Below are 13212 nucleotides of genomic sequence, written 5' to 3'. Positions count from 1 at the left end.
TCATGAATCCGCTTCTCCGTTTCGTTTCGTTCTCGCTCGCGGCCGCGCTGGTCGCGATCGGCTCCGCGCCCCATGCTCACGCCGAGCGCCTGAAAGACCTCGTCTCGTTCCAGGGCGTGCGTGACAATCCGCTTATCGGCTACGGCCTCGTCGTCGGTCTCGACGGCACCGGCGACCAGACGATGCAGACGCCGTTCACGACGCAGTCGCTCACCAACATGCTCGGCAACCTCGGCATCACGGTGAACTCGGCGACGACGCAGAACATGCAGTTGAAGAACGTCGCGGCGGTGATGGTCACCGCGACGCTGCCGCCGTTCGCGCGTCCCGGCGAAGCGATCGATGTCACCGTGTCGTCGCTCGGCAATGCGAAGAGCCTGCGCGGCGGCACGCTCCTGATGTCGCCGCTTAAGGGCGCCGACGGCCAGGTGTATGCGATGGCGCAGGGCAATCTCGTCGTCGGCGGCGCGGGCGCGAGTGCGAACGGCAGCAAGGTGCAGGTGAACCAGCTCGCGGTCGGCCGCATTTCGGCGGGCGCGATCGTCGAGCGCGCGGTGCCATCGGCATTGCAGCAGCAGGGCGGCGTCATGCAGATGGAACTGCGCGAGATGGATTTCGACACGACGCAGCGCATCGTCGCGGCGGTGAACAATCAGTTCGGCATGGGCACGGCGCTCGCGCTCGACGGCCGCACCATTCAGCTGCGCGCGCCGCAGGACGCGAGCGAGCAGGTGTCGTTCATGGCGCAGTTGCAGAACATCGATGTGCGTCCGGCGCAGGCCGCCGCGAAGGTGATTTTGAACGCGCGCACCGGCTCGATCGTGATGAATCAGATGGTCACGCTGCAGAACTGCGCGGTCGCGCACGGCAATCTGTCGGTCGTCATCAACACGAAGACGGCGGTGAGCCAGCCGGGCGCATTCTCGAACGGGCAGACGGTCGCGGCGAAGGAATCGTCGATTCAGCTGAAGCAGGACAGCGGCGCGCTCAAGATGCTGAACGCGGGCGCGAATCTCGCGGATGTCGTGAAGGCGCTCAACGCGCTAGGAGCTACGCCGGCGGATCTCATCTCGATCCTTCAGTCGATGAAGGCGGCGGGTGCGCTACGCGCAGACCTCGAAATCATCTAAGAACGAACAAGAACCTATGAACTCGAACACGAACGGAATCGCCAGCACCGCGCTGGCATCGACCGATACGACGAGCGGATTCTCGGGCCTGTCGAACCGTTTCGCGCTCGATACGCAGGGCTTCGACGCGCTGCGCGCCCAGGCCAGCGCCAATCCGCAGCAAGGGCTCAAGGAGGCCGCGAAGCAGTTCGACGCCGTCTTCACGCAGATGATGTTGAAGAGCATGCGCGACGCGACGCCGTCGGACAGCCCGTTCGAATCGAACGATACGAAGTCGTTCACGTCGATGCTTGATCAGCAGTTGTCGCAGCAGATGTCGTCGAAGGGCATCGGCGTCGCGGACATGATGCTGAAGCAGCTCATGCGCAACGCCGGCGGGCAGACCGGCGCGAATGCGGCGGGCGGCGCCAATGCGATGGGCACGATGAACGCGATGCAGGCGCTCGGCGGCATGTCGGGCGGCAGCGGCGATCTCGAAGCGAACGCGGGCAATCTCGCCGCGATGAACGCGATGGCCAAGGCGTACGCGGCGGCGCAGGCCGGCAAGAACAATGCGTCGCTCGCGGGCAAGGGCTATACGGCGGCGGATTCGCTGGAGCCGCCCGTGCGCGGCAACGGCTCGGACAAGGTCAACGCGTTCGTCGACCGGTTGGCTGTGCCGGCGCAGGCCGCGAGCGCGGCGACGGGCATTCCGGCGCGCTTCATCATCGGCCAGGCGGCGCTGGAATCGGGCTGGGGCAAGCGCGAGATCAAGCACGCGAACGGCGCGACGAGCCACAACATCTTCGGCATCAAGGCGACGAAGGACTGGGGCGGCAAGACCGTCAGCTCGGTCACGACGGAATATGTGAACGGCCAGCCGCAGAAGGTCGTCGAGAAATTCCGCGCCTACGATTCGTACGAGGAAGCGCTCACCGATTATGCGAGCGTCATCAAGAACAATCCGCGCTATGCGCCGGTTATTCAGGCTTCGCGCGATGTCGCGGGCTTCGCGCACGGCATGCAGAAGGCGGGCTATGCGACCGACCCCCAATACGCGAAAAAGCTGATTTCGATCATGCGCCAGATCGTCTGACGAAGACCCGCGCTGCGTTTTTCGAAACAGCCGATGATTGCGGTCGCGTTCTTGCTAACAAGGATTGCGCGCGTGTGTTCGGCGCTGATGCGGCAGCAAACGTTTTACGCTATAAGGGACGGCGCACCACATACTTTTTACGCGTGCGAACCCTAAACTTTTAAAGAGGCATGCCGCTAACCTGAATAATCGAAGTGCCGGACCAATTGGGGTTCGGATCGACGCGCGGCGTTCGGGGAAGTGGGCGGGCGCGCGGGCACAATGAATACGGCTAGCACCATGAACACCAATCACAAGCATGACGTTGCCGACGACGATATCGCGCCGATCGTGGATTTCGGCCGGCGCAATCCGCTGGAAATCGGCGTGGCGCTGCGCAATCTCGCGAACCGCGGAGACTTTCTGACGGCGCAATATGGCGACGGCCAGATCGTCACGCGTTTGCTCGATGTCGATGTGACGGCGCATCGCTTCACATTCGACTGGGGCGGCGTGCCGGAGCAGAATCGCGGCGTGCTTGCATCGCAGAAGTTGATTTTCAGCGCGGCGCCGGATGGCGTGCGTGTGGAATTCACGACGCCTACGCCGCGCGAGACGGTATTCGACGGGCGTCCCGCGTTCGAAGCGGAATTCCCGCCGGTGTTGTATTACATGCAGCGGCGCGAGTATTTCCGTGTCGAGGCGCCGGTGCTCGATCCTTATATGTGCAGCGGTTCGCTGCCGGATGGCGATCGGTTCCGCTTCGAAGTGCATGATCTTTCGCTCGGCGGCGTGGCGTTGCGCACGACGGATGAGCGCGTGGCGAATCTCGACATGGGCATCGTGGTGCAGGATGCTGAACTGCATTTCAGCGCGAATGGCCGGATTACGGTCGATATGATGCTCGTTTCGCAGCGGGAATCGACAAACCCGAAGGGGGATCGGCGGTTTACCATCGGGTTCAAGTTTGTTTCCATGCCGGGGTCGGCGGAGAATACGCTGCAGCGGCTTATTACTCAGCTCGAGATGAAGCGGCGGTCGTTGGCGAAGTAGGGTTTTTGTTTTTTGTCTTTTTGCTTTCGCTTTCGGTGGTCCCGTATTCGTGTTGGTTTATTAGCACTGCCCCTGTGCGGGGCGGCACCTACTTTCTTTGCTGCTGCAAAGAAAGTAGGCAAAGAAAGCAGCTCTCCCCAGCCTAAGCACTTCACGCCGGCCGCGGCACAGGCGATTGGCTGAATGGAACCCAGTGTAGCGAGTGCCCTCAAAGGCCTAACCCGGCTTGGATCGCGCACGGTCTGAGACATCGCACCGCACTACTGACTGGTTCAGCACCAAATAGCTCCAGCCTGCTTCGCGGCCGACCGGTCCATCAGGTTGGCGCGCGCCTTTCTGCTACGTCTCCATCTCACCGTATTTCCTCTCGTTGGTTTCCCTTGCAAACCCGGCGGCAGCGCGTAGCGCTGTGCCGAAGCTGTTTCGTGCTGAACCAGTGAACTTGAAGTTATGGCGTGTCAGACCGTGCGCGGTCCAAGCTGCGCGAGTTTTGTGAGGGAACTCGCTACTCTGGGGGCCATTCAACCAATCGCCTGTGCCGCGGCCGGTGTGAAGTGCTTAGGCTGGGGAAAGCTGCTTTCTTTGGTGACTTTCTTTGCAGCAGCAAAGAAAGTTACCCCCGCCCCGGGGAGGGGCATCGCTAATAGACCGACGCGAATACGGGATCCGGCAAAACCAAAACCAAAACCAAAATCAAAACCAAAAAGCAAAACAACCCCATAAAACCCCAGCTCTTCGGGCAATAGCCATTGCCCAACGCCACCCATAATGGCCCCATCGCAACAACCGTCCCCGCAACGCGAGGCGCGCACAACCCTCAATTTCCCCGCCAATCCGCCGATATACAAATCAAGCCATGCGGCAGCGCCAGCTCCCTCGCCGCCTCACCAGGATTCACGCATGTCCAATAACATCTTCAGCATTGGTCTTTCCGGTCTGAATGCGGCCCAATGGGGCCTGACGACGACAGGGCAGAACATCAGCAACGCCGCGACGCCGGGCTATACGCTCGAAAAGGTCTCGTATCAGGAAGCATCCGGCCAGTTCACCGGCTCGGGCTATCTCGGCGGCGGCGTTCAGGCCGTCACCGTGTCGCGTCAGTACAGCCAGTACCTCACGACGCAGGTGAACAACACGCAAGCGTCGAGCAGCGCGGCAAGCACGTATTACTCGCTGATCTCGCAACTGAACAACCTCGTCGGCGATCCGACCAAAGGCATCGCGCAAGGCATCACGAATTACTTCTCCGGCCTGCAGTCGGTGGCGAATTCGGCAAGCAGCACGGCCGCGCGCCAGTCGCTGATGAGCAGCGCGCAAACGCTCGCCGATCAGATCAACTCGGCAGGCGAGCAATACGACCAGTTGCGCCAGAGCGTCAACACGCAACTGACCAGCGCCGTCTCGCAGATCAACAGCTACTCGCAACAGATCGCCGATCTCAACAAGCAGATCAACATCGCAAGCGCGGGCGGCCAGCAGCCCAACCAGTTGCTCGATCAACGCGATCAGCTCGTCTCGAATCTGAGCTCGGTCATCGGCGTGCAGGTCGTGCAGCAGGACGGCAACTACAACGTGTTCATCGGCAATGGGCAACCGCTCGTCGTCGGCAATACGCAATACGGGCTGCAAACGGTGCCTTCGGCGTCCGATCCGAGCGAGCTCACCGTCGCGTTCCAGAATCGCGATGGCAGCGCGGCAACACCCGCGACGGCGCAATACATCGAGAATTCGGCGCTCACGGGCGGCGTGATCGGCGGTCTGATCGACTTCCGCACGCAAACGCTCGATCCGGCGCAGGCGCAACTCGGCGCCATCGCGACGAGCTTCGCCAATCAGCTGAACGGTCAGAACGCGCTCGGTCTCGACCTCAACGGCCAGCCCGGCGGCAAGCTGTTCGCGACCAGCGATCCGAACATCCTGGCCAACGCGCGCAACAAGGGCACGCATACACCGACGGCGACGATCGTCGATGGCACGCAACCGCCCGCCAACGATTTCACCGTGACCTACGACGGCAGCAAGTACACCGTGACGGACCCGGCGAGCGGTCAGACGCTCGGCACCATCGATCCGGCGACGGAGACGAACAAGACGATCGGCGGCCTGAACATCGACGTATCCGCACTGACCGATGTCGCGAAGGGCGACTCGTTCACGATCCAGCCGACGCGCGGCGCGCTCGACAACTTCAAGCTTGCGACGAGCAACGGTGCGGCGATCGCAGCGGCATCGCCCGCGGTGACGTCGGCGGCGAGCACGAACACGGGCACGGCGGCGATCTCGTCGGCGACGGTGACGAAAAGCCCGCTCACGTCCGACATCAACCTGACCTACGACGCAACGGCGAAGGGCTTCACGTCGGACGTGGACCTCACCGTCGGCGGAACGGCCTACACCGCCGGCACGATGATTCCCTACGATGCATCGAAGGGCATGACCGTCGAGGGCGATGGCGTCTCGGCGACCATCAGCGGCACGCCGAAGGACGACGACAAATTCACCATCGCGCAGAACAAGGGCGGCACGAGCGACGGCAGCAACGCGCTCGCGATGGCGAATCTCGTGTCAGCGAAATCGCTCGACGGCGGCACCGAAACGCTGACGAGCTCGTACGCGAGCTACATCAACACGATCGGCAACACGACCAACCAGCTCAAGGCGACGAGCACGGCGCAGAGCGCGCTGCTCACGCAGGCGACGTCGGCGCAGCAATCCGTGCAGGGCGTGAACCTGAACGAAGAAGCGGCCAATCTGATTCAGTATCAGCAGCTTTATCAAGCGAACAGCAAGGTGATTCAGACCGCCGCGACGCTGTTCCAGTCGCTGCTCGGCATGTTCAACTGAGGTTAAACGCGATGCGTATTTCCAGTTCTCAATACTTCAACTTGAACGTCGCTTCGATGAGCGACCAGCAGAGCACGCTTGCGTCGATGTATCAGCAGATCTCGTCGGGCAAACGGATTCTCACCGCGTCCGACGATCCGCTCGGCGCGGCGCAGGCAGTGCAGCTCACGTTGAAGAGCGGCGCGCTCGCGCAATACAGCACGAACCAGACGACGGCGCTTTCGACTTTGCAGCAGGAAGACTCGACGCTGAGCGGCGTGAGCGATGTGCTGCAGAGCGTCCAGACGCAAATCGCGCATGCGGGCGATGGCTCGCTCACCGATTCGGACCGCTCGGCGGTCGCCGACGCGATCCAGGGTCTGCGCGATCAGCTTTTCGGCCTCGCGAATACCACGGACAGCAGCGGCAACTACATCTTCTCGGGTCTCAAGGGCGGCACGGCGCCGTTCTCGAACAATGCGTCGGGCGTCGGCGCGACTTATTCCGGCGACTTCGGCCAGCGCTCGGTGCAGATCAGCGAAGGTCGCTCGATGACCGTGGGCGACACGGGCGTGTCGATTTTCCAGAGTGTGTCGCCGGTCGAAAGCGATCCGGTGTCGCGCGCGGGCGCGGCGAACACGGGCACGGGTACGATCAGCCCGGTGAGCGTGACCGATACGACCGACAAGGGCAACACGAGCAAGTACACGGTCACGTTCTCGATTTCGCAAACGGACGGCACGACGAGTTATTCGGTCACGTCGAACCCGGCGGACAGCACGCTGCCGACGAATGTCCCGTACAAGGACAAGGCGGACATTGCGCTGGGCGGCCAGAAGGTGACGATCGAAGGCGCGCCCGCCGATGGCGACAGCTTCACCGTGCAGCCTGCGGCGACGGATAACAACGACATCTTCGCGGCGCTCGACTCGATCGTGAACGCACTGAAGCAGCCGACGGGATCGCCGGAAGCGCAGGCGAAGCTCACGAATGCGCTGACGACCGCCGGCACCAAGATCGACAACACGTTCAACAATGTGCTGTCGGCGCAGACGGTGGTGGGCGGACGCGAGCAGGAAGTGCAGTCGACGCAGACCGCGATGCAGACGAGCCAGACGCAGACCGCGAGCGACATCGCGAATCTGACGAGCATCGATCTCGTTTCATCGATCAGTCAGTATGAGTTGACGCAGAACTCGCTGCAGGCCGCGCAGATGGCGTTTTCGCAGATTCAGAAGATGTCGTTGTTTGATTACATCGGGAGTTGAGCCTTCGCTGGGGCTTTCGGCGGGGGTGGGGTTTCTTTTGGTGGAACCTGTATTCGTGTTGGTTTATTAGCGATGCCCCTCCCCGGGGAGGGGGTAACTTTCTTTGCTGCTGCAAAGAAAGTCACCAAAGAAAGCAGCTTTTCCCATCCAAAGTGCTTCATGCCGGCCCCGGCACAGGCGATTGGCTGAATGGCCCCCGGAGTAGCGAGTGCCCCCACAAAACTCGCGGGGCTTGGATCGCGCACGGTCTGACAAGCTAGTACCCAAAGGACGCTGGTTCAGCACGAAATAGCTTCGGCACAGCGCTACGCGCTGCCGCCGGGCATGCCAGGGAAACCAGCTAACCACAAACGCAGTGAGATAGAGGCGTAGCGGAAAGGCGCGCACGCAACCCGATTGACCCGTCGGCCGCGAAGCAGGCTGGAGCTAACTGGTGCTGAACCAGTCAGTAGTGCGGTGCGATGTGTCAGACCGTGCGCGATCCAAGCCCCGCGAGTTTTGTGGGGGCACTCGCTACTCTGGGGGCCATTCAGCCAATCGCCTGTGCCGCGGCCGGTGTGAAGTGCTTAGGCTGGGGAAAGCTGCTTTCTTTGGTGACTTTCTTTGCAGCAGCAAAGAAAGTTACCCCCGCCCCGGGGAGGGGCAATGCTAATAAACCGACACGAATACGGGATCCGGCGAACTCAAAAGCAAAAGCAAAAGCAAAAAAACAAACCTTAAAACATCCCCGCCGCAACGCGGCCCACTTGCCCGATCCCCACCTCAAAAATCCGCTGAAAGAACGGCATCAAGTTGGGCACCATAAGCTGCAACAGCAGCAACCCCACGAGCATCGTCACCGGAAACCCGACCTGAAAAATCCCGATCTGCGGCGCCGCGCGATTCAAAATCCCGAGCGCGAGGTTGGCAATGAGAAGCGCCGCCACGATCGGCAACGACAGAAGCAAACCAGTAGAAAACACACTGGCCCCGTAGCCGACCAAAACCCGCCACCCCTGCGCATGGGAAGTCGCGCCCACGACATTCACCTCGATCGGCACGCTCTGAAATGTCATCACGAGCGCGCTCATGAGCTGCAAATGTCCATCGAAGACGAGAAACGCGAGCATCGCAAGCGTATTCAGATACCGCGAAACGACCACGGCATTCCCGCCCGCGCGCGGATCGTAGAGCATCGCGAAACCAAGGCCCATTTGCTGACCGATGAACTCACCGGCCGCATCGACGGCGGCGAATGCGATCTGCATCACCATGCCAATCGCCGCGCCAATCAAAAGCTGATTGACGATGATCCAAACGCCCGCCGCCGAGAACACCGTGACCTGGGGCATCGCGCCCAAAGTAGGCGCGACGATCAACGCTATGAACGCGGCGAGCGCGATCTTCACGCGCATCGGAATCGCCATGTGGCTCAGCACGGGCGCGGTCGCAATCAGCGCGAGGATGCGCACGAAAGGCCACAGAAACGCCGTGAGCCAGCCGTTCAGCTGCGCATAAGTGACCGAGAACATCAGCCGCTGACACCCGGCGAAATGGTGAGGACCGAGCGCATGTAGTCGAGCAGCGTCGACAACATCCACGGACCGGCGATCACGAGCGTCACAGCCACCGCGATCAGCTTCGGGATAAACGACAAGGTTGATTCGTTGATCTGCGTCGCAGCCTGAAACAGGCTCACGACCAGACCGACGACGAGCGCCACCAGCAGCAAAGGCGCGGCGAGCAACAGGGCGACGTACATCGCCTGATGCGCCATCGTCATGACGGATTCGGGAGTCATCTCAGGTAACCTCAGGAAACGAAACTTTGAGCCAGCGAGCCGATGAGCAACTGCCAGCCATCGACCAGCACGAACAGCATCAGCTTGAACGGCAGCGCGATGGTCGTCGGCGACACCATCATCATGCCCATCGACATCAGCACGCTCGCCACCACCATATCGATGATGAGAAAGGGAATGAAGATCGTGAAGCCGATCTGAAAGCCCGTCTTCAGTTCGCTCGTGATGAACGACGGCACCAGCAGCGAAAGCGGCACGTCTTCGGGACCGTTCATCGGCGCGGCCTTCGAAATGCGCGCGAAGAGCGCGAGGTCGGATTCGCGCGTCTGCTTCAGCATGAACTGCTTGAACGGCCCGACGCCGCGCGTGATCGCCTGATCCATCGCGATCTGGCCTTCGGAAAAGGGCTTGTATGCGTCGTTGTAGGCACGGTCGAGCACCGGCGACATCACGAAGAACGACAGAAACAGCGCCAGTCCGACGAGCACCTGATTCGGCGGCGTGCTCGACGTGCCGAGCGCCTGGCGCAGCAGCGACAGCACGATGATGATGCGCGTGAAGCTCGTCATCATCAGGACCATCGCGGGGAGGAACGAGAGCATCGTCAGCAGCAGCATCGTCTGCACGCTGAGCGAGTACGTCGTGCCGCCGTTCGGGCCGGGACTCGTGTTGAAGGCCGGCAAGCCCGCCGTGCTCTGCGCGAGCGCGAGATACGGCATCGAGCCGACGAGAACCGGAAGCGCGAGCTTCACTGCACGCACGATATGACGACTGACCTGCATTACTTGCTCCCGCCGACGATGCTTGCGAGAGCATCGAGAATGCGCTGACCGTGATGAACGACGAACGTGATGACCATGACTTCCTGCCTCTTTCGATAGCGTGAATTCTCGGCTATCGCGATCCTCGACGATGGCGCGAAAAGAGGGGGAAACCCGCGCCAACTCGTTCTATTGGTAAGCGGCGGCTGTAAACGCAAATCGGGCGTGGCCCTTGCGAACCACGCCCGATGTATCGGCAAATCTGCCTTACTTGACGAACTTCTGCAGCCGCTTGTTCGCTTCGCCCGCGAGGGCATCGCGGAATCTCGCGCCGAAGCTGCCGGACGACGACGATGCCGGAACGCTGACGCCTTCCACTTCCGCCGAGCCCGCGGGCATCGTATGCAGCAGACGCACGTTGCCGGGACCGGCGCCGAGCACGAGCCACGTATCGCCCACTTCGATGACCGCAACGCGCTCCTTGTTGCCGAGCGATGCGCCGCCGACTACCTTCACGAGCCCCGAGCGCTTACCGCCCTGAAAGCCGAACGTGCGCGCGAGCCACGCACAACCGAACACGAAGCCGATCACGACGACGAGCCCGATGAGCGTCTGCAACACGGCGCCGAAACCGAGCGACGGCACCGCGCTGCCCGCGCCGACGCCCGACGCGATCTGCGCGGCGTGATTCACGGCGTTCATGTCGGCCGCGTGTGCGAGAAGAGGCGCGCAGGCGAAGAGCGCGGCGGCAAAGCGTTTCATCGATTCAACTTCCGGATACGTTCGGACGGCGTGATGATGTCGGTCAGGCGAATACCGAACTTGTCGTTGACGACGACGACTTCGCCCTGCGCGATGAGACAGCCGTTCACGAGCACGTCCATCGGTTCGCCGGCGAGGCCGTCGAGTTCCACGACCGAGCCCTGCGCGAGTTGCAGCAGGTTGCGAATCGCGATCTTCGTGCGTCCCAGTTCCACCGTCATCTGCACGGGGATGTCGAGAATCATGTCGATGTCGTTGCGCGTCGACGGCGCCGCGGCCTTCGACAACGGCTGGAACACGCCCGCGCTCGCCGCGACGGGCGCGTCGTTGCCGTTCTGCTCCGCGAGCGCGCTCGCCCAGTCGTCGAGGAGAAGCTCTTCGTCTTTTTCCGGCGCGCCGGGCGCGTCGTTCTGCATCAGGTCACTCATATCCACCTTCCTTCATCGTGTCGCTCGCGCTGATCATCTTCTGGACGCGCAGCGCGTATTGACCATTGAACATTCCGTAGCCGCATTCCATGACCGGCACGCCATCCACTTTCGCGACGACCTGTTCCGGTACGTCGATCGGCAACACGTCGCCCGCGCGCATGTTGAGAATCTGTGCGAACGACGAGCGGATCTCGGCGAGATCCACCGTCAGTTCGACTTCCGCCGACTGCACCTGCTGCGACAGCACGCGCACCCAGCGGCGGTCCACTTCGAGCGCTTCGCCCTGGATCGGCGAGGAGAGCACGTCGCGGATCGGCTCGATCATCGAGTACGGCATGCAGATGTGCAGCGTGCCGCCCGTCGAGCCGAATTCGATCGTGAACTGCGTCACGATGACGATCTCGTTCGGCGTCGCGACGTTCGCGAACTGCGTGTGCATTTCCGAGCGCATGTATTCGAACTGCAGCGGTTTCACGCTGCGCCACGACGTCGCGTAGTGCTCGAACACGAGATTCAGCAGCTTGCTGATGATGCGCTGCTCGGTCTGCGTGAACTCGCGGCCTTCGACGCGCGTGTGAAAGCGCCCGTCGCCGCCGAACAGGTTGTCGACCACGAAGAACACGAGGTTCGGGTCGAACACGAACAGCGACGTGCCGCGCAACGGCTTCACATGGACCAGGTTGAGATTGGTCGGGATCGGCAGATTGCGCGTGAATTCGCTGTACTTCTGCACCTTCACCGGGCCGACGGAAATTTCCGCCGAGCGCCGCATGAAGTTGAAGATGCCCACGCGCATGAGGCGCGCGAAGCGGTCGTTGATGATTTCGAGGCCGGGCATCCGGCCGCGGACGATGCGTTCCTGCGTCGCGATGTTGTACGGACGTACGCCGGCGGGTTTTTTCTCGTCAGCTTCCTGATCGATTTCGCCGGTGACGCCCTTGAGGAGGGCATCGACCTCCTCCTGCGACATGAACTCTTCGTGGCCCATGGCTCTTTTACTCGCTGATCCGGCGTTACTGAACGACGAATTCGGTGAACAGCACTTCTTCGACGCGCACCGGCTTTTCGGCCGAGCTCGCCGCCGTCTCGACTGCTGCGCGCAGTTCGTTCGCGAGCTGCTTTTTGCCGTCGACGGATGCGAGATCGTCGGGGCGCTTGCCCGAGAGCAGGAGCAGCACGCGGCTGCGGACTTCGGGCATGTGCTCGGTGACGAGCAACTGGACCTTTTCGTCGTGCAGCTTGAGCGTGAGGCCGGCGCGGAGATAGTGCATGGAGCCGTCGTCGGACTGGAGATTCACCGTGAGCGATTCGAGCGGGAAGAACAAGGGCGGCGGTTCAGGAGCGGGCTTGGCCGGGCCGTGATTCTTGCCGAGGAAGAAGTAGGCGCCTCCGGCTCCCGCGCCGAGAAGCACCATCGCGCCGACGGCGATGATCAGGATCTTTTTGAGCTTGCCGCTCTTTGCGGGAACGATGGGTTGCTGGTTTGCAGTCGTGGTAGCCATTTGCTTGCCTCTTTCGATAGGGTGAATTGTTCGCTATCGGGGTGTAAAGCGATGGGTCGAACAGAGGGGGGATTTGGGGTTATTTGGGCTTTTTGCCCCTGCGAGGGGTTGGCGTTTTTTTTGATGAAACTTGTTTTCGTGGTGGTTTATTAGCACTGCCCCTCCCCGGGGCGGGGGTAACTTTCTTTGCTGCTGCAAAGAAAGTCACCAAAGAAAGCAGCTCTCCCCAGCCTAAGCACTTCACACCGGCCGCGGCACAGGCGATTGGCTGAATGGAACCCAGAGTAGCGAGTGCCCTCACAAAACTCGCGCGGCTTGGACCGCGCACGGTCTGCCGCCCGATAGCTCCAAGCGTGCTGGTTCAGCACGAAATAGCGCCGGCACAGCGCTACGCGCTGCCGCCGGGCATGCAAGGGAAACCAACGTTGAGATAGACATGTAGCCGAAAATGCGCGTGCCAACCCGGTGAACCGGTCGGCCGCGAAGCGGGCTGGAGCTATTTGGTGCTGAACCAGTCAGTAGTGCGGCGCGATGTGTCAGACCGTGCGCGATCCAAGCCCCGCGAGTTTTGTGGGGGCACTCGCTACTCCGGGTTCCATTCAGCCAATCGCCTGTGCCGCGGCCGGTGTGAAGTGCTTAGGCTGGGGA

At 61.8% G+C, this 13212-nt stretch carries 13 protein-coding genes; 5 read left to right on the top strand and 8 right to left on the bottom strand.

All coding sequences use genetic code 11. The features are described 5' to 3' along the window. Positions 1 to 2: 2 nt before the first annotated feature. The 3 genes from AWB74_RS07750 to AWB74_RS07740 all read left to right on the top strand — a co-directional run bounded on the left by AWB74_RS07750 (position 3) and on the right by AWB74_RS07740 (position 3237). A complete protein-coding gene (locus AWB74_RS07750; protein ID WP_061146207.1) occupies positions 3 to 1130 on the top strand; it encodes a flagellar basal body P-ring protein FlgI in 1128 nt (375 codons plus the stop codon). 16 nt (positions 1131 to 1146) lie between these two features. Further along, on the top strand, positions 1147 to 2205 hold the full coding sequence (gene flgJ / locus AWB74_RS07745; protein WP_061146206.1) for a flagellar assembly peptidoglycan hydrolase FlgJ: 1059 nt from the start codon (positions 1147 to 1149) through the stop codon (positions 2203 to 2205). 279 nt (positions 2206 to 2484) lie between these two features. Then, a complete protein-coding gene (locus AWB74_RS07740; RefSeq protein ID WP_061146418.1) occupies positions 2485 to 3237 on the top strand; it encodes a flagellar brake protein in 753 nt (250 codons plus the stop codon). Positions 3238 to 3758: 521 nt separating this feature from the next. Here the strand turns inward: AWB74_RS07740 and AWB74_RS07735 are convergent. Next, on the bottom strand, positions 3759 to 3980 hold the full coding sequence (locus AWB74_RS07735; RefSeq protein WP_143749157.1) for a hypothetical protein: 222 nt from the start codon (positions 3978 to 3980) through the stop codon (positions 3759 to 3761). A 157-nt stretch (positions 3981 to 4137) separates the two neighbouring features. On the opposite strand from AWB74_RS07735, the gene flgK reads away from it, so the two are divergent. Both flgK and flgL read left to right on the top strand, forming a co-directional pair. Continuing rightward, positions 4138 to 6081: a flagellar hook-associated protein FlgK gene (gene flgK, locus AWB74_RS07730; protein ID WP_061146205.1), complete on the top strand. Its 1944-nt coding sequence runs from the start codon at positions 4138 to 4140 to the stop codon at positions 6079 to 6081. Positions 6082 to 6092: 11 nt separating this feature from the next. Beyond that, positions 6093 to 7328: a flagellar hook-associated protein FlgL gene (flgL, locus tag AWB74_RS07725; protein WP_061146204.1), complete on the top strand. Its 1236-nt coding sequence runs from the start codon at positions 6093 to 6095 to the stop codon at positions 7326 to 7328. A 716-nt stretch (positions 7329 to 8044) separates the two neighbouring features. Here flgL and fliR read toward each other — a convergent pair. From fliR to fliL, 7 genes are all read right to left on the bottom strand, one after another. Beyond that, on the bottom strand, positions 8045 to 8839 hold the full coding sequence (fliR, locus tag AWB74_RS07715) for a flagellar biosynthetic protein FliR (protein WP_061146203.1): 795 nt from the start codon (positions 8837 to 8839) through the stop codon (positions 8045 to 8047). Continuing rightward, entirely contained in the window at positions 8839 to 9108 is a 270-nt protein-coding gene (gene fliQ / locus AWB74_RS07710; RefSeq protein WP_061126578.1) for a flagellar biosynthesis protein FliQ, read from the bottom strand. The genes fliR and fliQ overlap by 1 nt, the downstream gene beginning before the upstream one ends. Positions 9109 to 9119: 11 nt before the next feature. After that, positions 9120 to 9827 carry a flagellar type III secretion system pore protein FliP gene (gene fliP, locus AWB74_RS07705; RefSeq protein ID WP_407642415.1) on the bottom strand — a complete coding sequence of 236 codons (708 nt, stop codon included), beginning with the start codon at positions 9825 to 9827 and terminating at the stop codon, positions 9120 to 9122. Between the two features lie 309 nt (positions 9828 to 10136). Then, positions 10137 to 10631 carry a flagellar biosynthetic protein FliO gene (fliO, locus tag AWB74_RS07700; protein ID WP_061146201.1) on the bottom strand — a complete coding sequence of 165 codons (495 nt, stop codon included), beginning with the start codon at positions 10629 to 10631 and terminating at the stop codon, positions 10137 to 10139. Further along, positions 10628 to 11059 carry a flagellar motor switch protein FliN gene (fliN, locus tag AWB74_RS07695; protein ID WP_061126575.1) on the bottom strand — a complete coding sequence of 144 codons (432 nt, stop codon included), beginning with the start codon at positions 11057 to 11059 and terminating at the stop codon, positions 10628 to 10630. Before fliN ends, fliO begins: the two co-directional genes overlap by 4 nt. Continuing rightward, positions 11052 to 12050: a flagellar motor switch protein FliM gene (gene fliM / locus AWB74_RS07690; RefSeq protein WP_061146200.1), complete on the bottom strand. Its 999-nt coding sequence runs from the start codon at positions 12048 to 12050 to the stop codon at positions 11052 to 11054. The genes fliN and fliM overlap by 8 nt, the downstream gene beginning before the upstream one ends. A gap of 25 nt (positions 12051 to 12075) precedes the next feature. After that, positions 12076 to 12564, bottom strand: coding sequence for a flagellar basal body-associated protein FliL (gene fliL, locus AWB74_RS07685; RefSeq protein WP_061146199.1), 489 nt, complete (start codon positions 12562 to 12564; stop codon positions 12076 to 12078). Positions 12565 to 13212: the final 648 nt, after the last annotated feature.

The sequence above is a fragment of the Caballeronia arvi genome (assembly GCF_001544695.2).
GTDB classification, from domain to species: Bacteria; Pseudomonadota; Gammaproteobacteria; order Burkholderiales; family Burkholderiaceae; genus Caballeronia; species Caballeronia arvi.
This window is presented reverse-complemented; position numbering and strand designations above follow the sequence as displayed.